This window comes from Kosakonia arachidis (assembly GCF_900116535.1).
Taxonomy (GTDB): Bacteria; Pseudomonadota; Gammaproteobacteria; order Enterobacterales; family Enterobacteriaceae; genus Kosakonia; species Kosakonia arachidis.
Map to the genome: position 1 here is coordinate 251,391 of NZ_FPAU01000005.1, position 23,495 is coordinate 274,885.

Here is a 23,495-nt window from a genome sequence, read left to right on the forward strand (position 1 = left end):
GGTGACTTATTGCATCTGTGAAGGTTCGCTTTCCGGGCAACATTCCGCTCTGATGATATGCATTTTCCCTGGCCTATCTGATGCCCTTTCTCTGTTGCTGAATCCTGACGTTTTCCGGCCACAAAATAACGGCAAAATAATGCGATAAGCGACATGGGTGAAAAAAAGAAGCCCCGACCGGGGCTTCTCTGGCGTGTCATGTTTACCGCTGATGCTTAACGCATAGTCACAAATTCTTCTGCTGCCGTCGGGTGAATGGCGACGGTGTTGTCGAAGTCTTTTTTAGTGGCACCCATCTTCAGCGCAACGGCAAAACCCTGCAGCATCTCGTCCATGCCGGAGCCGATACCGTGGATACCGACGATTTTCTCTTCCGGACCGACACAGACTAGTTTCATGCGGCACGGCTGGCGGTGAGAGGTGACGGCGGTATACATGGCGGTGAACGACGATTTATAAATTTTCACCTGATCGTCGCCATACTGCTCGCGCGCCTGCGGTTCGGTTAAACCTACGGTGCCAATCGGCGGGTGGCTGAATACAACGGTAGGAATATTGTTGTAGTCGAGGTGCTCATCCGGCTTGTTGTTAAAAAGGCGTTCGGAGAGACGACGGCCAGCGGCAACGGCAACCGGCGTCAGCTCTACCGCACCGGTGTTATCGCCCACTGCGTAAATCCCCGGCACGCTGGTGTTCTGGAACTTATCGACAACAATATAGCCTTTGTCATTGGTTTTCACGCCAGTGGCAGCAAGGTTGAAGTTATCGGTCGCCGGTTCGCGGCCAATCGCCCAGATCAGGCAATCAACGGTGTGCGAGCGGTCATCATCCAGCGTGATGGTCAGGCTGCCGTCGGCGTTTTTCACTACCGTTTTCGGTATCGCATGGGTATGCAGCGTCGGGCCTTCCGCGGCCATCACTTCGACCAGCGTTTCAGTGATCAGCGGATCGAAGTTGCGCAGCGGCGCATGTTTACGCACAAACAGGTGCGTTTCAGCGCCAAGACCATTCACCACGCCCGCCAGCTCAACGGCAATGTACCCTGCGCCAACAATGGCAACGCGTTTTGGCAGCGCGGGCAGGGCGAAGAAACCATCGGAATCAATACCGTATTCCACGCCCGGAATATCCGGGTGGCCTGGACGGCCGCCGGTGGCGATCAGAATATGATCGGCGGTGATCGTTTCGCCGTTCACTTCCACAGTTTTGGCATCAACAAAACGGGCAAAACCACGGATCACATCGACATTATTTTTACCCAGCACGTTCTCGTAGGAGGTATGGATACGGTCGATGTAAGTGCTGCGGCTGGCAACCAGTTTGCCCCAGTCAAAATGGTTGACGGTGGTGTCAAAGCCGTAGTCCGGGCCATAGAGATGAATGGCTTCGGCGATCTGTGCGGCGTGCCACATCACTTTTTTCGGAACACAACCCACGTTCACACAAGTACCGCCAAGTTCTTTGGCCTCAATCAGCGCGCATTTTTGACCGTACATCGCTGCACGGTTGATCGAGGCGATACCACCGCTGCCGCCGCCAATGGCGATGTAATCGTAATGTTTGCTCATGGTTGTTTCCTTAATCCTGAACGAAGTCGAAAATTGTCGCGATTGTAACGCGCAACCCGAAAGGTTCCATCGATGGCTGCGATTACTCCGGGACGACCTGGTGAACCAGCGTATGCCCGGTACCGGCCGGCACCAGCTTGCTGTGTAGCCACGGCAGCAGGTTGTTCATCTGCGCTTCCAGCTTCCACGGCGGGTTAATTACGATCATGCCGGAAGCCGTCATGCCGCGCTGATCGCTGTCCGGTCGCACGGCCAGCTCAATTTGCAGAATATTGCGAATGCCGGTGTCTTCGAGATCGCGCAGCATGCGTTTGATCTGCTGACGCAGCACTACCGGGTACCACAGCGCGTATACGCCGGTGGCAAAACGTTTATGGCCTTCCTGAATACCGCTCACTACTGCCTGGTAGTCGGTTTTAATCTCATACGGCGGGTCGATCAGGATCAGACCACGACGGGAAACCGGCGGCAGTTTAGCCTTCAACTGCTGATAACCGTCGGCGCGTTCAACGCGGGCGCGGCTGTCTTTCTGGAACTCCTGGCGCAGTAGCGGGTAATCGCTCGGGTGCAGCTCCGTTAATTGTAGGCTGTCCTGTTCACGCAGTAATTCACGGGCAATCAGCGGTGAACCTGGGTAATAGCGCAGTTGCTCGCCGCGGTTGAAGTGGCGCACAGCATGCATGTACGGCTCCAGCTCGGCCGGCAAATCGTCCTGCTGCCAGATACGGGATATGCCTTCCAGATATTCGCCCGTGCGCTCTGCATGTTCACCAGAGAGCTGATAGCGCCCGGCACCCGCATGAGTATCGAGATAGAGAAACGGTTTCTCTTTTTCTTTCAGCGCTTCGATGATCAGACTCTGAACGGTGTGTTTAAGGACGTCGGCGTGGTTGCCAGCGTGAAAGCTGTGGCGATAACTGAGCATGGGGACTGAGATTCCGGAAAATAAACGAGATTCTGCACAGTTTACCGTAGATTGGCGTAGATTACCGCTGTGCCGCAGGCTTGTTTCATTTCAGCGGAAAAGGTTTCAAAACATAACGGTGTCATTAAAGTGTCAAATTGCCGCGCTAGCGTCGGGTTCAGGCAAGGTAATTGTTTGAATAAAAGGATAAAAAATGAAAATCCGTCTCACTCTTTTAACTGCCGCGCTGCTATTGACTCACCAGGCGATGGCAAAAGATATTCCGCTGGGGCAGGCGCGGGATATCGCTAATACCACCACGCCAGCCTCGGACAGCCAGACATATGTTGCGCTGGAAGCACAATCACTGGCTGGGCTGCGCCAGGCATTGCAGGGTAATGCAGCATCGCTGACCCGCGATCAACTGGAGCACACCGCGCAGAGCGCAAAACAGGCAGACAGCGCCTGGCTGAAGGCGCGCGGTTATGATTTTCAGACCAAAGTGAATCAACAGGTGGATATTGCGTTGCTTTCCAGTTTTAGCGCTCTGCCAAAACCAGTGCTGGATGCCAACCTGCATACCGTTGAGGCGATTAACCGCGATGCCACACAGGGTTTGCGCCACCAGGCGCTGGCTGATGCTGAGGGGATCAGCTATCTCTATTTCATTGCAGATGCGCTGGGGCCAAAATTGGGCAATGCGTTCCTCGCCGCCTATGACAAAGGCGAATTGGGCAAAGCAGCGGCGTTAATCAAAGCCAGCGAAGTGAGTACCGGCGCGGCGAAAAAACATTTTGACTATAAACGCCCATTCCTGATCCAGAACAACAGCATCCACCTGGTACCGGACGACGTGGTGGTGAAGGATAACAAGGCCTATACCGCAGATGGCGGCTCGTTCCCCAGCGGGCATACCAATACCGGTTATACCGATTCACTGCTGATTGCGGAGATGATCCCGGAACGTTTTGACGCTCTGCTGACGCGTGGCGCACGCTACGGTTATTCCCGCGTGGTGCTGGGCGTGCATTATCCACTGGATGTCATAGGTTCACGGATGGTGGCTGAGCGTAACGTTGCACATTATCTGAATGATGCGAAATACCGTGTCCTGTTTAATGAAGCCCGCGACCAGCTCCGCGCCGCGTTGGAAAAAGAGTGCGGCACGTCACTTGCGCAATGTGCACAGAGCGCCGGGAAAGACGATCCGTATCGCGACCCGGCGATGCGCAATTTCTACCGTTTCACCATGACTTACGATTTGCCACAGCAGAAAGGGGCAGAGAAAAAACTGAAAGTGCCGGAAGGAGCCGACGTGCTGCTGGAAGCGGCGCTGCCGAATCTTTCCGCCAACCAGCGCAGTGCGCTGATGGTGAAAACAGCGCTACCGGCGGGTTACCCGCTCTCTGGCAATAACGATGAACAGGGCTTCTGGCAGCGACTGAATCTGTCTGCGGCCTATGAGATGGCGCATAAATCCCGCTGAGGTCTGTGTGTGTAATGCCCGACGTGCGCAATGCCGTCGGGTATTTTCTTTGTTGTTGCTTATTGCAGCGATACCCGGGCATACGTAGCGCACGGGATTGAAATCTGCGGGACTTGGCCCCATGCTTAATCAATATCTCATACCAAGGACTGCGCTATGACCAACCCACTATTGACGCCTTTTGTGCTCCCCCCATTTTCGAAAATTCTTCCTGAGCATGTTGTTCCTGCGGTGACCAAAGCGCTGGACGACTGCCGGAGCGCAGTGGAACGCGTTGTTGCGCAGGGCGGCCCCTACACCTGGGATAATCTTTGTCAGCCGCTGGCTGAAGTAGACGATCGCCTTGGCCGTCTCTTCTCTCCGGTCAGTCATCTGAATTCAGTGAAAAACAGCCCGGAACTGCGCGAAGCGTACGAACAAACGCTGCCGCTGCTGTCGGATTACAGCACCTGGGTCGGGCAGAACGAAGGGCTGTACAACGCTTATCGCGATCTGCATGATGGCCCGAATTACGCTGCGCTGAGCGTGGCGGAGAAAAAAGCAGTGGATAACGCGCTGCGCGATTTCAAACTGTCGGGTATCGGCTTGCCAAAAGAGAAACAGCAGCGCTATGGCGAAATCGCCTCACGCCTCTCTGAACTGGGCAACCTCTATAGCAACAATGTGCTCGACGCCACTATGGGCTGGAGCAAGCTAGTCACTGACGAAGCAGAACTCGCCGGCATGCCGGAAAGCGCCCTTGCGGCGGCAAAAGCGCAGGCGGAAGCCAAAGAGCAGCAGGGCTGGTTGTTGACGCTGGATATCCCGAGTTACCTGCCGGTAATGACCTACTGCGATAATCAGGCGCTGCGTGAAGAGATGTATCGCGCTTACAGCACCCGCGCTTCCGATCAGGGGCCGAATGGGGGCAAGTGGGACAATAGCCCGATCATGGCCGAGATCCTTGCCCTGCGTCACGAACTGGCGCAACTGCTCGGTTTTGAAAGCTACGCCTTTAAATCACTGGCCACCAAAATGGCGGAAAACCCGGCGCAGGTGCTGGAATTCTTAACCGATCTCGCCAAACGCGCGCGTCCGCAGGGGGAAAAGGAACTGGCACAACTGCGTGCCTTCGCTAAAGCCGAATGTGGTGTTGATGAGCTGCAACCGTGGGATATTGGTTACTACAGCGAAAAACAGAAGCAGCACCTCTATAGCATCAGCGATGAGCAACTGCGTCCGTACTTCCCGGAAAACCGCGCGGTGAACGGCTTATTTGAAGTGGTGAAACGCATTTACGGCATCACCGCCAAAGAGCGCAAGGATATTGATGTCTGGCATCCGGACGTGCGTTTCTTCGAGCTTTACGATGAGAGCAACGAGCTGCGTGGCAGCTTCTACCTCGATCTTTATGCTCGTGAGCATAAACGTGGCGGCGCGTGGATGGATGACTGCGTTGGTCAGATGCGTCGCGCCGACGGTTCGCTGCAAAAACCCGTCGCTTACCTCACCTGTAACTTTAACCGCCCGGTCAATGGTAAGCCGGCGCTGTTTACTCATGACGAAGTGATCACCCTGTTCCATGAGTTTGGCCATGGTCTGCACCATATGTTGACGCGCGTTGAAACCTCCGGTGTGGCAGGTATCAGCGGTGTGCCGTGGGACGCAGTCGAACTGCCGAGCCAGTTTATGGAAAACTGGTGCTGGGAACCGGAAGCGCTGGCGTTTATCTCCGGTCATTATGAAACCGGCGAACCGCTGCCGCAGGAACTGCTGGACAAAATGCTGGCGGCGAAAAACTACCAGGCAGCGATGTTTATCCTGCGACAGTTGGAGTTCGGTCTGTTCGACTTTCGCCTGCACGCCGAATTTAGCCCGGATCAGGGGGCAAAAATCCTCGAAACGCTGGCCGAAATCAAACGCCAGGTCGCCGTGGTACCAGGGCCGTCGTGGGGCCGCTTCCCGCATGCCTTCAGCCATATCTTCGCGGGCGGATATGCGGCGGGTTACTACAGCTATCTGTGGGCCGATGTGCTGGCTGCAGATGCCTTCTCTCGCTTTGAAGAAGAGGGTATTTTCAACCGTGAAACCGGGCAGTCGTTCCTTGATAACATCCTGACCCGTGGCGGTTCGGAAGAGCCGATGGCGCTGTTCAAACGTTTCCGTGGTCGCGAGCCGCAGATTGACGCCATGCTTGAGCATTACGGTATCGAAGGCTGATGCAGTGAAAATCTGTTTGCTGGATGAAACAGGCGCCGGAGACGGCGCCTTATCTGTTCTTGTGACCCGCTTCGGGCTGGAGCCGGATGACGACAACCTGATGGCGCTGGTGTTAACGCCGACGCATCTGGAACTGCGTAAGCGCGATGAGCCGAAACTGGGCGGCATTTTTGTTGATTTTGTCGCGGGCGGTATGGCGCACCGGCGTAAGTTTGGCGGTGGTCGCGGTGAGGCTGTTGCTAAAGCGGTTGGCATAAAAGGCAGCTATTTACCGGAGGTGGTGGATGCCACGGCAGGGCTGGGTCGCGATGCGTTTGTACTGGCGTCGCTGGGTTGCCGTGTACGGATGCTGGAGCGTAACCCGGTCGTCGCTGCGCTGCTGGAGGATGGTCTTAATCGCGGCTATGCCGATGCGGAAATCGGCTCGTGGCTGCGCGAACGGCTGCAACTGATTTACGCTTCCAGTCTGACGAGCCTTGCGGATATCATGCCGCGCCCGCAGGTGGTTTATCTCGATCCTATGTTTCCGCATAAGCAAAAAAGCGCGTTGGTTAAGAAGGAAATGCGGGTATTCCAGTCGCTGGTTGGCCCGGATCTTGACGCCGATGGCTTGCTGGAGCCTGCGTGCAAGCTTGCCATCAAGCGTGTGGTGGTGAAGCGCCCGGATTACGCGCCGCCACTGGCGGGTGTTGCTACACAGTCAGCGGTGGTGACCAAAAGCCATCGTTTCGATATCTACCCCGGCGCCGGGGAGTAAAAAAGCCCGGTCGCGTTGCGCGCACCGGGCTCTGTTCAGACTAACGGTTAATCGTTAGCAGGAAGATCATTCCTCTTCTTCATCCCGCAACGGGACAATCAGCATATCAACGTGCACCGTGTTGATAAGCTGGCGTGCGGAAGACATCAGTTTGCTCCAGAAATCCTGGTGATGGCCGCACACTACCAGATCCATATCGTATTTTTTAATCGCATCAACCAGCACCTGCCCCAGGTCGCCGCTGCCGCTCAGGGTCTCGGTGATCGGATAACCCGCGTTAGTAGACAGCTCGGTCAGTGCGTGGTGAGTTTCATCGGAAATGCGTTTTTGCATATCGCCGAGATTAACGTCGATAAGACCGGTATAAAGATCGGAGTAGTTTACATCGACATGAATCAGGGAAATCTTCGCGTTGTATGGCCGTGCCATGGAAACTGCTTTCTCAACCAGCAATTTGCTTTCGGGGGAGAGATCGACTGCGATGAGGATATGTTTGTAAGCCATAGTGGTACTCCTTCCATAAGTTGTCGATGACCATCGGGGTGGTTGCCCCTGATACAGTTGCACTGCGCCCGCATCCTGCGTTTCACGTGAGCGTAGCGCCCGGCCTTAAGAATCTTTTTCAGAAGATATTTCTACCTTATAACGCTCTTTTCACACCGTCAATTAACCTGGATCACGAATCACTTAAGCAATATTTACAGCCAGATGCATTGATGATGATTAAGCTTATGGTAAAAAAATAAACGGATCTCCTACACTATAAATAAACCGTACGGAAACAGACGGTGTCCCCCAGTTATCCCCGTAAGGATATGTGGTCAATTGTGGGACTCCGCCTGTGTTTGTCTTCCCGTCCGGCAATTGGTAATACTATTCGTTGTCAGACTTGGTTGGGTATCCAGGCGCGAGCGTTCCGGAGTCTTTCTCCGTGGGCGATCGCTGGGGAGGGGATATGGTGATCAACACTGTTGCGCTGTTTTGGGCTTTATGTGTGGTGTGTTTGGTTAATATGGCGCGTTATTACTCATCACTACGCGCGCTGTTAGTGGTACTTCGTGGTTGTGATCCCTTACTCTATCAGTACGTGGATGGTGGCGGCTTTTTTACCACGCACGGCCAGCCCAGTAAGCAGATGCGTCTGGTTTGGTATATCTATGCCCAGCGCTACCGCGATCACCATGATGAAGAGTTCATTCGCCGCTGTGAGCGCGTTCGCCGTCAGTTTATTTTAACCAGTTCGCTGTGTGGGCTGGTGATCATCAGCCTGATTGCGCTAATGATTTGGCATTGAGCGCTGCGCTAATCAGAGAATAAAAAAACGGGCCAGTTTCCTGACCCGTTTTTTAGTGCGCCTGCGCCGTGTTAAATCAGATGCAGCGAGAGCCAGTACAGCACACCGGACAAAACAATCGAGGCTGGCAGGGTGAAGATCCAGGCCATCAGAATATTGGTCACAGTTTTGCGCTGCAAACCGCCGCCGTCGACAATCATTGTCCCGGCTACGGAAGAAGAGAGCACGTGCGTGGTGGAAACCGGCATCCCGGTATAACTTGCCAACCCGATGGACACCGCTGCGGTCATCTGCGCGGACATTCCCTGAGCGTAGGTCATACCTTTTTTACCAATTTTCTCACCGATGGTGGTCGCCACGCGGCGCCAGCCGATCATGGTGCCGATACCTAACGCCAGCGCTACCGCCATAATGATCCAGATTGGCGCGTACTCAATAGTGCTCAGCATATCGCCTTTCAGTTTCTTCAGCAGGCGCTGGTCGTCAGCGCTGATATCCGGTTGCTTCGCCACTTTATCCGTAATATCGGAGAGGCAGAGCATAATACGGCGCAACTGGCTGCGCTGTTCCAGCGGAATCTGCTCGTAGTTTTCGATATTAGTCAGCATCACCTTCGCATGGTCCAGAGCCATAATTGCGCGCCCCGGGTGGCAGTGGAACTCACCAGTCTGCGTGTTCACCTCTTCCGGCAACGGAATGAGCGGATCAACGCCGGTGGCTTTTTGCAGCAACGCAGGATGTTGCTGGAAGTAAGTTTCCACGTTGTTGACGGCATCGCGTGTACGAGTGATGTCATAACCTGAGGCGTTCATATTCACCACGAAACCTGCAGGTGCAACGCCAATCAGCACCAGCATAATCAGGCCGATGCCTTTCTGACCGTCGTTCGCTCCGTGGGAGAAACTCACGCCGATAGCGGAAAGAATCAAGGCGATACGCGTCCAGAACGGTGGCTTTCTCTTACCATCGATCTTCTCACGTTCAGCGGGTGTCATATGAATACGCGCGCGTTTTTTGGTATTGCTCCAGTAGCGGCGCAGGATAAATATCAGACTGCCGGCAATCAACAGCCCGACAATTGGCGAAACGATAAGGGAGGCGAAGACCCCCAGCACTTTCGGGATATTTAATGCATCCACCACTGAAGTGCCGGACATCAGCGCATTGGTTAAACCAATACCGATAATCGCGCCAATCAGGGTGTGGGAACTGGAAGCTGGCAGACCCAGATACCAGGTGCCAAGGTTCCAGATAATCGCCGCCAGCAGCATGGAGAAGACCATTGCCAGGCCGTGCGCGGAACTGACATTCAGCAGCAGATTGGTTGGCAACATATGCACAATCGCATAGGCAACGCTTAACCCGCCCAGCAAAACGCCGAAGAAGTTAAACACTGCCGCCATCACCACCGCCAGCTGAGAACGCATAGCGCGCGTATAAATTACGGTTGCCACGGCGTTTGCTGTGTCATGGAAGCCGTTGATTGCTTCGTAGAACAGAACAAAAACCAGAGCAAGCAAAAGTAATAACCCGGTATGAAGATCCAGGCCAGCAAACAAATGTAGCATAGGACGTTAAGCCATTTTGAGGTCATGAACGCGGCGCATTATCAGGGACATTAGCGGTGTCGGCAAAGTGAAATATGTATTTTTTTTGACATCGTTTTTTACATTCCGCTAAAGCTTTAAAATTATCGTATATTTTTCAATATCATGTTGTTTTTGGCTCTCTTCGCGCTGGTGTGACCAGCGTGAACTCTTTACAATCCGCCACGATTTTTTTGATGAGGGTACAGGTGTGGAAAGGTTTGATGCCATTGTTATCGGCGCGGGTGCGGCGGGCATGTTCTGTGCGGCGCTAGCCGGGCAGGCTGGCTGCCGTGTGCTGTTACTGGATAACGGCAAAAAACCGGGGCGCAAAATCCTGATGTCAGGCGGTGGTCGCTGCAATTTCACTAACCTTTATGTGGAACCCGCAGCCTATTTGAGCCAGAACCCGCATTTTTGCAAATCTGCTCTCGCGCGCTATACCCAGTGGGACTTTATCGATCTGGTTGGCAAGCACGGTATCGCCTGGCATGAGAAGACGCTGGGACAACTGTTCTGCGACGATTCGGCGCAACAAATTGTCGATATGCTGGTGGCAGAGTGCGAAAAAGGCAATGTTACTCAGCGCCTGCGCAGTGAAGTGCTGAGCGTAGCGCGCGATGATCAGGGGTACACGCTGCAACTCAATGGCGACAGTGTGCAGGGCGCGAAACTGGTCATTGCTTCTGGCGGCTTGTCGATGCCGGGGCTTGGCGCTTCACCGTTTGGCTACAAAATTGCCGAACAGTTCGGCCTGAAGGTGCTGCCAACACGCGCTGGCCTGGTCCCTTTTACCCTGCATAAGCCGCTGCTGGAGCAGATGCAGACGCTTTCTGGTGTGTCGGTGCCTTCGGTGATTACCGCTGAGGACGGCATAGTTTTCCGCGAAAATCTGCTCTTTACTCACCGCGGGCTTTCAGGTCCGGCGGTTCTGCAAATTTCCAGCTACTGGCAACCAGGCGAATTCGTCAGCATTAATCTGTTACCAGAGTGCGATCTGGCAAGTTTCCTGAATGAACAGCGCGAAGCGCACCCGAATCAAAGCCTGAAGAACACACTGGCGATGCAGTTGCCGAAACGGTTGGTTGAATGCTTGCAGCAACTGGGGCAGATCCCGGATGTATCGCTCAGACAACTCAACAGTCGTGAACAGGAGTCACTGGTCGAGTGGCTTACACACTGGCGCGTACAGCCAAATGGCACGGAAGGATATCGTACGGCGGAAGTGACGCTTGGCGGCGTCGATACTCACGCGCTCTCCTCCCGCACTATGGAAGCCCGCAATGTGCCTGGGCTCCACTTTATCGGCGAAGTGATGGATGTCACTGGCTGGCTGGGTGGCTATAACTTCCAGTGGGCGTGGTCCAGCGCATGGGCCTGCGCGCAGGCGCTGGCGGAGTAATCTTTCCGCCGTAAACGGTAAACGATGGCGTTGCCAGATGGGTGAATCACACGACTGGGTTCATCCATCACTCTCATTTTTGGTGGCTTTCAGCCTCTCCTTTAAGACCTTTATATTTCCTGCCTGCTGCCGATAACCTCATCACTACACCTCTATTGCGCTACTCCATTTGCGTTAACAAAGGAATGAAAATGAAAACGGGCAAGATTCTTCTGCCAGCATTACTGGCCGCGACGTTAAGCAGCCAGGCAGCTGACGGGCAAGGCAAAAAAGTCGTCAGTAGTACGGTAAACCCGCTGGTAATGATTCGACTTAACGATCGTATTACGGCAATGAATCATATTGTTTTTGAAGACGGGCAAAATATTAACCGCTGGGATGGATTCGATTGCTCCACGCAAAAAGCGGTGAAACTCTACTGGGAAATGCTCGACGATAAAGAGGCGGTCGTGCGCCGTTTTTATGGTGATAGCTACGGACGCTGCGCTGCGCCCAGCCCGAACAGCGAACTGGATGGTGTCGCTGCCAGTCTCTGTAAATCCCCCGGGCTGAAAAATGCTAACTGGGTCTACATTGAAAAAAAATCGCAATATGACACACCGATCCTGCTGGACACCGCTTCGGTTATCCGCGCCAAAGATCTGTTGATTGCGAAAATCGGCTTCGAGTACAACGAGATACAGTACGATCCGCCGTATGATGCGCCGTACGACATGAAAATCGAAGTACATGCTTATAACTGCGCAACCAATAAAGACAGCGTGCTCGCCGGGCTGGATATGGCACCCGAAGGTTATGTATCCGATAGCCTGAGCGGGAAAGCGGCGCTGCGCCGGGCGGAGGATTTTACCAATACGCCCGCTACCGCTGCGGCGTTTAAGCAGCTATGTACAATGAGCACGCCTTCTGCCTTTAAAGGCGAAGGGACTTATGTTCCCCAGGTGAAGAAAAAAAGCGTCTCCTCCACGCTTGGTCCGATGCTGCCGGATATGAGCAGCAATTCGCCACAATGGCTGGCGCAATTCCCGCTGTCTGCAGAGATCGACAAACAGGCGCAGCAGATTGTTAACCCGTGGGCGACGCCTCGCTTCAAAAAAATGCAGTGGACTCTGAGCTGGGGGAATGATGAAGGCGTACCGATGGAGCTGGATGTTCAACCCAACGGGTTGATGCTATTGCTGGAAAATTACAAGGTGTTTAAGGCGCAGCGCCTGACTCTGGGCAACCTTGGGCAGTTAAAAGGCGGTATTAGCCTGGATAGCTCGCCGAGTATCATCAGCGAACTTCACACCAACCTGCGTTTCCCGCTGCATCAGGGACAGAAATTCACCTTTGATACGGTGTTGCCTGCGAAGGGCAAAGATGGAGATAAAACTGCGATCAACCGCCGTTGCGAAGTGACCGGCAACGATGAGGCTCGCCAGATCAGCAGTGCGCTGAGCGGCCGCTACTGGAAAGTCGCATGTGAAATGGAGAGTGACGATAAAGGCGAGAAACAGACTCTGGCCTGGCTTGTCGATTACAATGTCTTTATGCCATTAACGCAGTGGAAAGACGGCGCGGAACTGCCCGTCACCATCAAAGATCTGCAGATAACACGCTAGTCCTGAATCAACCTGAGCCGAAAGGCTCAGGTTTTCATATTCCGAAGACGCACGATTTATCTGTGCTAACGAAGCGGCTAAAGCGAAAACATTTCATTATATTGCCTGTCGGACATGTCGTTATTTATTGATTGTTTTTATTAATTATTTTTTTGGATATTACTCTTTTTTTACTTTTATTTATTCACCGCGTAACTGATTTGGCCGGTTTACGCTCAGTTATCCCGACAACTAAGGCCGCTATTCCGCGAATTGTTTGTTGGCGTTATGTCGCATCATAAGCGATATGCACCATACAAACAGGATTAACCACCATGCCACTAGCTACTGAATCAGGCGTTTCGTCGGCGCGATTCCTCGGAATGGCGCCTTTTTTGCGTATGAGTATTGCGGGCGTTGACTTCACCTCCACCACGCAGGAGATGATCGCGCAGGCGCAAAATGCCCCTGAAGATGCCGTGTTATGGATGAATCTCGCGACCGCGATGATGAGCCTGAAGCACGAAGAACTGGGTCTGCAAATCCAGGCGCAGGCGCTGGATATGCAGCGCGTTTATCACTGGCCAGCGCGTCAGCCGACAAAATTACGCCTGCTGATGTTAATGGTGCCGGGCAATCTCTCGGCAAATATTCCGCTCGACTGTCTGATGGAAGACAGCGATATCGACCTCATCTACTACTACGTCGATCCGTTGAATGACAATCCGCTGACGGCACCGGTGCCGGAACATGATGTGGTTATGGTGGCGATTGGCGCCAGCGATGAGCAGGAATCCGTGCTGCTGCGTCTTGAATATGCTCTGCGCAACTGGCCTAAACCGGTACTGAACCCGCCGAAAAATGTCCCGACTTCTGAACGCCATAACGCCAGCCTGCTGCTGCAAAATGTCCCTGGTTTGGTGATTTGTCCGGCGCTGCATGTTTCCCGCCAGGCGCTGCATGATGTTGCTTGTGGTCAGAAAGCGCTGGCAGATATTGCCGAAAATCACGCCTTCCCGATTATTGTTCGTCCTGTAGGTAGCCACGGCGGCCACGGCCTGCAAAAAATCGACTCTGCCACTGCCGTTACGGCCTACCTGGAAGCGACGGACGGAGAGGAGTTTTTCGTTTCTCGCTTTGTTGATTACCGCGGCGAAGATGGTTTGTTCCGCAAAATGCGCGTGGTACTGATCGACGGTAAACCGTTCGCCTGCCATATGGGCGTCTCTTCGCATTGGATGATCCACTACGTCAATGCCGGGATGTACGAAGATGCGGACAAACGCGCGCAGGAAGGCCGTTTCTTCAATGAGTTTGCTGACTTTGCGGAACGTCATCGCGAGGCGCTGGCCGCCATCAGTCAGCGCACCGGGCTGGAATATATCGGCATCGACTGTGCTGAAACGCGCGATGGTGAACTGCTGATTTTTGAAATCGATCCGGCGATGGTTGTTCATGCGATGGACGATGAAGAGATGTTCCCGAATAAGCAAATTCACATGCTGAAAGTGAAAACCGCGATGCGGGAAATGCTGCTTAAGTACGCCGGTCAGGCCCTTTAAAACGATAACTATGACTCAGGAAATAACATGTCATTAAATCCTAATAACACCCTTAATTTCTCCGGCGGGCCGGGCGCATTACCGGATGTCGTATTAAACCAGGTACAGCAGGCTATTATTAATGTCCCGGAAGTGGGTCTGTCGATTCTGGGTATCAGCCATCGCTCCGCATGGTTCGAAAATGTGGTACGCGAAACCGAAAATAATATTCGTACCCTGCTGGGGCTGCCTGCGGATTATCACATTCTGTTTTTACAGGGTGGCGCAACGCAGCAGTTCTCGATGGTGCCAATGACCATGCTGCGCGGCAAAAAGCACCCGGCTGAGTATTTCGATACCGGTTACTGGAGCCGCAAAGTGATCACTGAAGCAATGCGTGAAGGGCCGGTACGTGTGATCTGGAGTGGTGAAAAAGAGGGCTACCGTCGTCTGCCGACCGACGAAGAGCTGGATTTTTCGCCGGATGCACCTTACATCCACTATGTTTCCAACGAAACAGTGGAAGGCTTACAGTTCGATCGCGTTCTGGGTCGTGACGATGTCCCGCGCGTTTGCGATATGTCCTCTGATTTTCTCTCCAAACCGTGCGATGCCGGTAAATTCTCGCTGATTTATGCTCATGCGCAGAAAAACATCGGTCCGGCAGGCGTGACCATCGTACTGGTTCGCGACAGTGTGGTGCAAAACGGCCCGACTAACCTGCCGGCATTCCTCGATTACCGTCGCCAGGTGGAAGCGCACTCTAACCTGAATACACCGCCCGTATTCGCCATTTACGTGGTGATGCTGGTAACCCGCTGGCTGCTGAAGGATATTGGCGGTCTGGAAAACATGGCGCGTATCAACCAGCAGAAATCAGCGCTGCTCTACAGCACCATCGATAACAGCGACGGTTTCTATCATAACTGGGGAGATGCGGCCTTCCGTTCAGACATGAATGCCGCGTTTACACTGCCGACGGCAGAGCTGGAAGATAAATTCCTGCATGAGGCGGAACTGGCGGGTTTTTCTGGCCTGACGGGACACCGCGCGATCGGCGGCATCCGTGCCTCGATCTATAACGCGCTGACGCTTGGCGCAGTGGAAAAACTGAGCAACTTTATGGACGATTTCCGTTTCAAACAGCACGGGAAATAGGCCCTAAAGCCATGCGTTGCGCGGTGAGCCAACGCATGGCAATCTCAGTAGCGGCGAAACGATGCCAGTTTATGCAACTGGTGGCTGCGGTCATCGAAGTTCTCTTCTCGCAGCCAGCCGGTGATCATTGACGAAATCGCTGGCCATTCGCGTAAGGTAATCGAAAACACCGAAATATCCGTCAGATGACCTTTGCGAATTCGCTTATCCCTTAAAACGCCTTCTTTCACAAAACCAATTCGCTCTGCCGATTTTATCGCTTCCGTATTATAACTGCTGGTGCGCCATTCACAGCGACGGTATTTTAATTGATCGAAGAAATAAGCCAGAACCAAATAAAGGCTTTCGGTACTGATGCGTGTCCTTTTCATTAATGGCGTCCAGTTAACGCCACCAATATCGAAGGAGCCATTCTCCGGATCAAATTTACCAGCATAAAATATCCCTTTTATTTGCTCGTCAGATTTATCCTGCACCGCGTAATAGATTCTTTCTTTGTGTGTAGACAGATTTCTTAAATAGGAATAACAGGCCGACATGTCTTTTGGCCTGACATCCTCAAGGTAGGTCCAGTCGCGGTCATCGTCGATGCTCTGCCACTCCGGGAAGAGGTCTTCGGCGTGATCGACCGCCAGTGGAACAACGTTACAGTATTGACCAGCAAGAGCGACTTTCTCGGGCATCGCCCGTTTTGTCCATTCCGAAAATTCCTGACCAATACGTTGTCCATACTGATTATACGTTTCCATTATTCCTGGTCCCTCCAGTTTGGTACTGATTTAATCCTGCTTAACGACCATTAAATGGGCATTAAATATTCGTAGGGTGTAGCCTTGGGTATATAATGGCTTAATTTTGGATAAGTAAAAAATAAGGATGTGATAGTAATAAAAACGTTATAGCGCGTTTCCGGTCAGCTGTCTCATCTTTAATGTGAAAGTGCGAAAGTAGGCGAGAAAACGTTATCGCTGGCGTAGTTTTATCTGCGGCAAATAACACAGGTATGACAGGTTTACGCGAGTAAGAGCCTATCCCATTAGGCTATTTTATTTGCCATTTTGGTCCTGGGTAGTGCTCACACAAAATGTGTCGGCATTTTGAACGCCGCTTGCGGCGGCCCTTTAGGGCGAGCGAAGCGAGTCATCCTCACGTACGGCGTGTACGCTCCGGTTGTTGCGTGCTGTCCGTGTCCAAACTGGCTGCAACACTATACGCTTACTGGGATAGACTCTAAATGTGATGAAAATTTAGCATAAGTATTGTTGACAGATTGCGCTACATGACTAACCCCCTAAAAATTGGCGGGTTTTCTGGTTTTTAGATACCTGATTAGGACTATTCCTGGCATTTCTTGCGCCGAAAAATTAGACAATAAAGTCCTTTTTCATTCACAGAAACTGTGCGGTAGCGTGTCAATTATTCCGTAACGTTAAAACTTACAGGCGAAGCCCGGAGCGGCTTGCGTCGTAATGTCAGGAACCGATTTATGAGCAATCGTATTACTGTTCAGTTGCCCGTCGAAGGACTGCTTTTCTGGAAGTTTTCGGGTCGCGAGGCATTATCTGAAGCGTTTGCCTTCAACCTGCAACTGCTGGGAACCGACGCGCGTATGGATCGCAGCCAGTTGCTCGGTAAAGCGGTCACCGTTACCGTGCCCACGCAATCGCTTTCCGGCTCCCGTTACCTCAACGGCAAAATCACCCGGGTGGCAGTCAGCGCGGTAGAACTGAGCGGGACGCGCTATGCCGTCTACCAGCTTACCGTCGAGCCGGATCTGTGGCCAATGAAACGCGACCGTAACCTGCGCATCTTCCAGGGGCAGACGGTGCCGCAAATCGTCAAAACCCTGCTTGGCGAATACCAGGTCAATCTGGAAGATAAGCTGAGCGGCAGTTACCGTGTCTGGGAATATTGCGTCCAGTACCAGGAGAGCAGCTTCGATTTCATCAGCCGTCTGATGGAGCTGGAAGGGATTGCTTACCACTTTAAACACGAGGCAGACAAACATACGCTGGTGCTGACCGATGCCGCCACGCAACATCAACCGTTCAGCGGCTATGAAACCATTCCTTATCACCAGACGCCGTCCGGCGGTAGCACGGACGAAGAGGGCATCAGCCAGTGGGCGCTGGAAGATAGCGTCACGCCGGGCATTTACAGCCTTGACGATTATGATTTCCGCAAGCCTAACGCATGGCTATTCCAGGCGCGACAGAACCCGGCCTCACCACAGCCGGGCAGCATTGATGTGTATGACTGGCCGGGACGTTTTGTCGAACATGGTCACGGCGAGTTTTATGCCCGTATCCGCCAGGAGCGCTGGCAAGTTGAACATCAGCAAATCGAAGGTACCGCCACGGCGATCGGCATCGTGCCGGGCAGCACTTTCCAGTTGACCAATGCCGCGTTTTTCAATGATAACGGCGAATACCTGGTAACGGCCGCGCATTACAACTTCGAAGAGAACCGCTATGCCAGCGGCGCGGATAGCCAGACGGTGCACCGCATTGATTTCAGCGTTATTCCCTCCTCTGTGGTTTTCCGCCCTGCGCAGCAAACCGCCTGGCCGCGAACTTATGGCCCGCAAACCGCGCGCGTTGTCGGGCCGCAGGGCGAAAGCATCTGGACGGACAAATATGGTCGGGTGAAAGTGAAGTTCCACTGGGATCGGCTGGCGAAGGGCGATGACACCAGTTCCTGCTGGGTGCGGGTTTCCAGCGCCTGGGCGGGCCAGGGTTTTGGCGGCGTACAAATCCCACGCGTCGGTGACGAAGTGGTGATCGACTTTATCAATGGCGATCCGGACAGGCCAATCATCACCGGACGCGTCTACAACGAAGCCAGCATGCCGCCGTGGGCGCTGCCCGCTGCCGCGACGCAAATGGGCTTCCTCAGCCGCTCGAAAGATGGCTCGGTCGATAACGCCAACGCCCTGCGCTTTGAAGATAAAGCCGGGGAGGAGCAAGTATGGCTTCAGGCCGAGCGCAACCTTGATACCAATGTCAAAAACGACGAAACGCACACCGTGGGCGGCTCGCAGACCGTTAATGTCACGCGGGATTACACCGGTGCGGTGGCGGGAATGCATACTCAGGCCACGCAATTGGCGCATGAACAACTGGTCGGCGGAGGTTTTACCCAAAAAGTACAGGGTGCACTGGTACAGGCTTCCGACAGCGGGATCATGCTGGTGGCGGGTAAATCGGTGCTGACGCTCGGTGCCAACGGTACGGTCTCGCTGCAATGTCTGAACTTCAGCATCGATGCGCTGAGCAATGGTGAAATCAACACGGGTGGGACGCTGGATCTGAATATTACGCGGCCAGAGAGCCTGCCAACTGTCGAGCCAACACCGGAACAAATCCAGGCCGCGGTGAAAGCCGCATTTAATCAAGGGACGGATAAATAATGGCGACGTTTACACTCTCTGAGGGCGTGCTGGCGCTGCCGGGCGCGTATCAGGATCACAGTATCAACGTGCTGAAATTCAAAGAGCAGGGCGCAACGCTTGTCATCACCCGCGCGTGGGATATCAAACCCGGCGAGGAAGAGAATTTCCTCCAGCAGCAGTTGGCGAAAGTGAAGCGCAGCATGAAAAAAGTGGTGCTGGGCGAGGTACAGGATAGCGACATCGGCGGGTTGCCTGCCCGTGAAGTCGCGCTGCGTTTTGAAAATCAGCATGTCACGGTGTATGAAAAACTCGCCGTCGCTCGCGTGGGAGATCACCTGATGGCGTTCACACTCAGCCGTGTCGCCCCGTTTGATGCCGACGCAGAGGCGTTCTGGACGGCAGTAAAAAGCGGTGTGCAGCCGGGGGCATAACGGATGACGGATTACCTTGCAGCGCGCATTGATGACCCGCTGATCCATAGCTCCGCGCTGGCGGATTTTGTCGGCGGGTTAGTGGAAGGGGCGATTGTTGCCGCGATCTTTATTGCCGCCACCACACCAATCGGTATCGTTGTCGCCGGTGTGGCGGTGGCCGGTTTGATGTTCAGCGGCGCACTGGAGAGCGTGGGCAATGCGGCGGGAAAACTCGTCGATAGCCTGATAGACCCTGGGCCTCCCGATGCGCAAATTGTCTCTGGCTCGGACAACGTACGGATCATGGGCAAAAAGGCCGCGCGTGCCGCCGGTACCGTCGATCGCGCTTACCTGAACGCGACCGCTTCTGCGGACGAGAGCAGCTTTGACTGGGCCGGGTTCGGCATGATGGCGTTGGCGGGCGTCGCCGCAACGCTGAAAACGGCGCTGATGCCGGGGGAAGCGCTGATGGCGATCGCTGAACGCGCCAGCAAACTGACCCTCGACGATGTTAAACAGTGGGGCAAAAACACCTGGGATGACCTGACGCAGCCGCTGGTGGAAAGTGCCAGCCCGTATGCGTCCCCCGCGCCGCACGATAACGTGGCCTGCAAAAAAGGCCATATGGTCACCAGCAGCAACTTTGTCGCCCAGGGTTCAAAAGCGGTACTGATCAACAACCAGCCTGCTGCCCGCAATGGTCACCTCAGCACTTGTGAAGCGGAAATCAAAGTCAGCGAAAACCCACGCGTACGTATCGGTGGCGACACTATTACCGTACGTGATATCCACAGCGGTAAAAACCAACTGGCTTACCTCGCAGGCAACCTGCTGGGCAGCGCGGTTGTGGCGGTTCTCCCATCGCTTATCAAGATGGGCTGTAACCGGCTGATCGTGAACCGCCTGATGCGGGAAATTATCTGTCCGCTGGGTGCTTATGTCGCCTCGGCGGGCGTGATGCCGGTACTGGCGGCGGCAGTAAACACCGTGCATCCGGTCAATATCCTTACCGGCGCGAAAATCCTCAGCAAAGAAGAGGATCTCGATTTCGTGCTGCCGGACAGAATGCCGCTCTACTGGCAGCGTATTTACCACAGCCGTAACCTGGCGACCGGCATGCTCGGCACCGGCTGGATGCTGCCATTTGAAACGCGCCTTTACCGGCAGTCGGATAATCAACTGATCTTTCTCGATATGACTGGCCGTGAGTTGGGCATGGGAAATGTGCAGCCGGGCGACATCATCGATTACCAGGAAGATGGCATTAAGCTGTTCTGTAGCCCGAACGGGGCGATGGTCATTCAGCAAAATGACGGCGAGCACCAGTTGTACGAGCCGGATCCGACACGTCCTGGCGAGTGGCGCATTCAGCGCATTTATGACCGCCACGAAAATGTTCAGCACTTTAGCTGGAACGAGCGCGGGCAGCTGGTGCGTATCTCCGGCGATAACGAGGCGCTGGATGTTGAACTGGAGTATGACGCGCTTTCCGGCCGCTTGTGCGCGGTTTATCAGGTGTACGATGGCGCGCGCCATCTGTTGGTCTCCTACCGCTTTAACGAACAGGGGCAACTGATTGCCGTCACCGACGCCGACGGCATCGTCACCCGCCAGTTCGGCTGGGATCAGGCCAGTGAGATGATGGCCTGGCATGCCTACGCCACCGGGTTAAAAGTGCAGTACCAGTGGCGGCCCGATGCCAACTCGCGACACTGGCGCGTTGAGGCGTACCGGGTGCTTGATGATCGGGGCGAGGTGCTGGAACGCTGGCGTATCGATGCCGATGAAACACAGCGCCGCGCGCGCGTCAGCAACGACGAAGGCGTCTCAAGCGAACATCACTGGGATGAACTGTTTCGCATCACCGCTTATACCGATCCCCATGGCGGCAACTGGCAATTTCGCTGGGCGGGCAATTCAGAACAGCTATTGGCGATGGTGCAACCGGACGGCGCAAGCTGGGAATATGCATGGGATGCGCGCGGCAATCTGACCATGGAGCGCGATCCACTGGATCGCACGACGCTGACCAGTTGGCATCCGCTGTACTCCTTCCCGTTGAAAGAAGTGCTGCCCGATGGCGCTATCTGGCAGTACGAATACAATGTTGCGGGCGATGTGGTGAAGCTGACCGACCCGGAAGGCGGCGTAACGCGCTTTGAGTGGAACGCGCAGGGCGATCTGCTGCGGCGCATTGATGCGCTGGAGAACAGCCATCGCTTCTGGTGGGACGCGCTCGGCCAGCTTATCCGCGAAGAGGACTGTTCCGGCTACCAGAGCCGCAGCCAGTACGATGCTTCCGGCAAACTGATTAGCACCACCGATCCGCTCGGCAACAGCGAGCGCTATATCTGGAGCCCGGCAGGCCGTCTGCAAACCTGGGTCCGTGCTGATGGGCGTGAAACCTTGTTCAGCTATAACCGCGCCGGGCTACTGTGCGGGCAGAACATCGATGGCCTGCTGGAGCGTAAAGTGACGCTCAACGCGCGTGGCCAGGTGATTGAGGCTATCGATCCCGCTGGCCAGGTGACGCGTTTTCGCTTTAACCGCGCGGGCCGCCTGGTGACGCTGACCAACGCCAACAACCAGCAATGGCGCTTTGACTATACGCCTGACGGCTTGTTAACCCGCCAGCACGATTATGCCGGGCGGCAGACAGAGTATCAGTACAACACCATGCAGCAGGTGGCGACGCTGGTGCGTCATCCCGCCAGCGGTAGTGGTTTGTCACCGCTGGTGACGAATTATGAGTACGATGCGATCGGGCGCATGGTGGTGCGGGAAACCGAACAGCACCGCACCGAGTATCGCTACAACGCTCTGAGCACCGAAATTCATCGTTTCCCGTACAGTGCGTGGCGGCAGGCAATGATCGACCAGCGCGAGCCGGAGAGTGGCGAAGTGGTGGTTTTCCGCCGCAATAAACTCGGCGATCTGGTGGGTGAAGATAACCATTCTGGCGTGTATCTGCATCAGTACGATGCATTAAGCAACCTCAGCACTACCACCTTCCCGGACGGGCGGCAGTTGCAGTATCTGCGCTACGGTACCGGACATCTGTTGGAGATACAGCTTGCCATTGGCGGTAATACGCTGCCGGTTGCCAGCTACCAGCGTGACAAACTGCACCGCGAAACGCGTCGCACCACGGGTGCGGTGGAGCTGGAAACGCACTATGACATCGCCGGGCGCATCAGCCAGCGGCGCTGCGTGGATAATGTGCGTCAGCGGCTGGTGTTTGAGCGCCGCTACCAGTGGGATCGGGCCGATCAGATCATCCGCCAGATGTACACCGATGGCGCGCCGCCGACGCCTGCGGATAAATATCGCCAGTCGTTGTGGGGATACGATGCAGCAGGTCGCATGACGCAGAGTATTCAGCCTTCCGGAGAAGAGCGTTTCTGGTATGACGCGGCAGACAACCGCACAACAGCGGATTTGCCGCCGGTCTGGGACAACCTGCTAAAACGCCTCGACGGCGTGCGCCGCGAATATGACGGCTTCGGGCGCATGACGGAACGCCATGATACGCATCGCGGCATCGTGCAGCGCTTCAGTTATGACGATGAGCAGCGCATCAGCCAGGTCATCATTGAAGGCGACGCGGAGTTCAGCAAAGCGGAATACCGTTACGACGCATTGGGCCGCCGCATGGAGAAACAGGTGTGGCGACGCCACAGCCGCACGCCGGAACGCACGCAGTATGCATGGTCCGGGCTGCAAATGGTGGGCGAAACCCGCGACCGCGACCCGGAAGCCGCCGTGCAGTATATCTACACGGAAAACAGCTACGAGCCGCTGGCGCGCGTCGACAGCCGCCAGCAATACGCGGAAATTTACTGGTATCACAGCGAAATCAACGGGCTGCCGCAATCGGTCACCGACAGTAACGGCGATATCGTCTGGCGCGGCGCGTTCAGCGCATGGGGACGCGCAGAGCAGGAAAACGACACGCTGAGGTGGGACACCCCGCAGAACCTGCGCTTCCAGGGGCAGTACCTCGACCGCGAAACCGGGCTGCACTACAACACGTTCCGCTACTACGACCCGACCGGCGGCTGCTACACCCAGATGGACCCGATAGGGTTGCTGGGTGGGCTGAATACGTATACCTATGTGCCGAATCCACAGAGCTGGATCGATCCTTTCGGGCTTGCGGTATGTTCTGTCCGCAAAGTTAATGGGACTAAAATTTATGGCACTGGGCAGGTTG

At 54.6% G+C, this 23,495-nt stretch carries 16 protein-coding genes; 11 read left to right on the forward strand and 5 right to left on the reverse strand.

Translation table 11 applies throughout. From position 1 onward, the window contains the following. Window positions 1–215 precede the first annotated feature (215 nt). Together gorA and BM427_RS19235 are read right to left on the reverse strand one after the other, a co-directional pair. Window positions 216–1,568, reverse strand: coding sequence for a glutathione-disulfide reductase (gene gorA / locus BM427_RS19230; RefSeq protein ID WP_090124339.1), 1,353 nt, complete (start codon window positions 1,566–1,568; stop codon window positions 216–218). Window positions 1,569–1,650: 82 nt separating this feature from the next. After that, entirely contained in the window at window positions 1,651–2,493 is an 843-nt protein-coding gene (locus tag BM427_RS19235; RefSeq protein ID WP_090124342.1) for a 23S rRNA (adenine(2030)-N(6))-methyltransferase RlmJ, read from the reverse strand. A 193-nt stretch (window positions 2,494–2,686) separates the two neighbouring features. Between BM427_RS19235 and BM427_RS19240 the strand changes: the two genes are divergently transcribed. The 3 genes from BM427_RS19240 (at window position 2,687) to rsmJ (ending at window position 6,914) form a co-directional block, all read left to right on the forward strand. After that, the gene (locus BM427_RS19240; protein ID WP_090124345.1) at window positions 2,687–3,958 is read left to right on the forward strand and encodes an acid phosphatase; all 1,272 of its coding nucleotides are present in this window, start codon (window positions 2,687–2,689) and stop codon (window positions 3,956–3,958) included. A 156-nt stretch (window positions 3,959–4,114) separates the two neighbouring features. Then, on the forward strand, window positions 4,115–6,157 hold the full coding sequence (prlC, locus tag BM427_RS19245; RefSeq protein WP_090124348.1) for an oligopeptidase A: 2,043 nt from the start codon (window positions 4,115–4,117) through the stop codon (window positions 6,155–6,157). Window positions 6,158–6,161: 4 nt separating this feature from the next. Continuing rightward, window positions 6,162–6,914, forward strand: a complete 753-nt coding sequence (gene rsmJ / locus BM427_RS19250; protein ID WP_090124352.1) for a 16S rRNA (guanine(1516)-N(2))-methyltransferase RsmJ — start codon at window positions 6,162–6,164, stop codon at window positions 6,912–6,914. 66 nt (window positions 6,915–6,980) lie between these two features. Here the strand turns inward: rsmJ and uspA are convergent, their stop codons facing one another. Continuing rightward, window positions 6,981–7,418 (reverse strand): universal stress protein UspA, encoded by a 438-nt coding sequence (gene uspA / locus BM427_RS19255; protein ID WP_090124355.1) that lies wholly within the window; start codon window positions 7,416–7,418, stop codon window positions 6,981–6,983. Window positions 7,419–7,872: 454 nt separating this feature from the next. Here uspA and uspB point away from each other — a divergent pair, with 454 nt between their 5' ends. Next, window positions 7,873–8,208 carry a universal stress protein UspB gene (uspB, locus tag BM427_RS19265; RefSeq protein WP_090124420.1) on the forward strand — a complete coding sequence of 112 codons (336 nt, stop codon included), beginning with the start codon at window positions 7,873–7,875 and terminating at the stop codon, window positions 8,206–8,208. Window positions 8,209–8,279: 71 nt separating this feature from the next. On the opposite strand, the gene pitA is transcribed toward uspB, so the two are convergent. Further along, a complete protein-coding gene (gene pitA, locus BM427_RS19270; protein ID WP_090124361.1) occupies window positions 8,280–9,776 on the reverse strand; it encodes an inorganic phosphate transporter PitA in 1,497 nt (498 codons plus the stop codon). 229 nt (window positions 9,777–10,005) lie between these two features. On the opposite strand from pitA, the gene BM427_RS19275 reads away from it, so the two are divergent. The 4 genes from BM427_RS19275 (at window position 10,006) to BM427_RS19290 (ending at window position 15,478) form a co-directional block, all read left to right on the forward strand. Continuing rightward, on the forward strand, window positions 10,006–11,196 hold the full coding sequence (locus BM427_RS19275) for a BaiN/RdsA family NAD(P)/FAD-dependent oxidoreductase (RefSeq protein ID WP_090124364.1): 1,191 nt from the start codon (window positions 10,006–10,008) through the stop codon (window positions 11,194–11,196). A 191-nt stretch (window positions 11,197–11,387) separates the two neighbouring features. Continuing rightward, on the forward strand, window positions 11,388–12,800 hold the full coding sequence (locus tag BM427_RS19280; RefSeq protein WP_090124367.1) for a hypothetical protein: 1,413 nt from the start codon (window positions 11,388–11,390) through the stop codon (window positions 12,798–12,800). Window positions 12,801–13,114: 314 nt separating this feature from the next. Then, window positions 13,115–14,341: an ATP-grasp domain-containing protein gene (locus BM427_RS19285; RefSeq protein ID WP_090124370.1), complete on the forward strand. Its 1,227-nt coding sequence runs from the start codon at window positions 13,115–13,117 to the stop codon at window positions 14,339–14,341. Between the two features lie 27 nt (window positions 14,342–14,368). Further along, a complete protein-coding gene (locus tag BM427_RS19290; protein WP_090124373.1) occupies window positions 14,369–15,478 on the forward strand; it encodes a phosphoserine transaminase in 1,110 nt (369 codons plus the stop codon). A 44-nt stretch (window positions 15,479–15,522) separates the two neighbouring features. On the opposite strand, the gene BM427_RS19295 is transcribed toward BM427_RS19290, so the two are convergent. Continuing rightward, window positions 15,523–16,227 (reverse strand): GNAT family N-acetyltransferase, encoded by a 705-nt coding sequence (locus BM427_RS19295; RefSeq protein WP_090124376.1) that lies wholly within the window; start codon window positions 16,225–16,227, stop codon window positions 15,523–15,525. Between the two features lie 737 nt (window positions 16,228–16,964). Here BM427_RS19295 and BM427_RS19300 point away from each other — a divergent pair. The 3 genes from BM427_RS19300 to BM427_RS26535 form a co-directional block, all read left to right on the forward strand. Continuing rightward, on the forward strand, window positions 16,965–18,887 hold the full coding sequence (locus BM427_RS19300; RefSeq protein WP_090124378.1) for a type VI secretion system Vgr family protein: 1,923 nt from the start codon (window positions 16,965–16,967) through the stop codon (window positions 18,885–18,887). Beyond that, a complete protein-coding gene (locus tag BM427_RS19305; RefSeq protein WP_090124382.1) occupies window positions 18,887–19,300 on the forward strand; it encodes a DcrB-related protein in 414 nt (137 codons plus the stop codon). Before BM427_RS19300 ends, BM427_RS19305 begins: the two co-directional genes overlap by 1 nt. A gap of 3 nt (window positions 19,301–19,303) precedes the next feature. Further along, a partial coding sequence (locus BM427_RS26535; protein WP_090124385.1) for an RHS repeat-associated core domain-containing protein occupies window positions 19,304–23,495 on the forward strand: 4,192 nt, incomplete at its 3' end.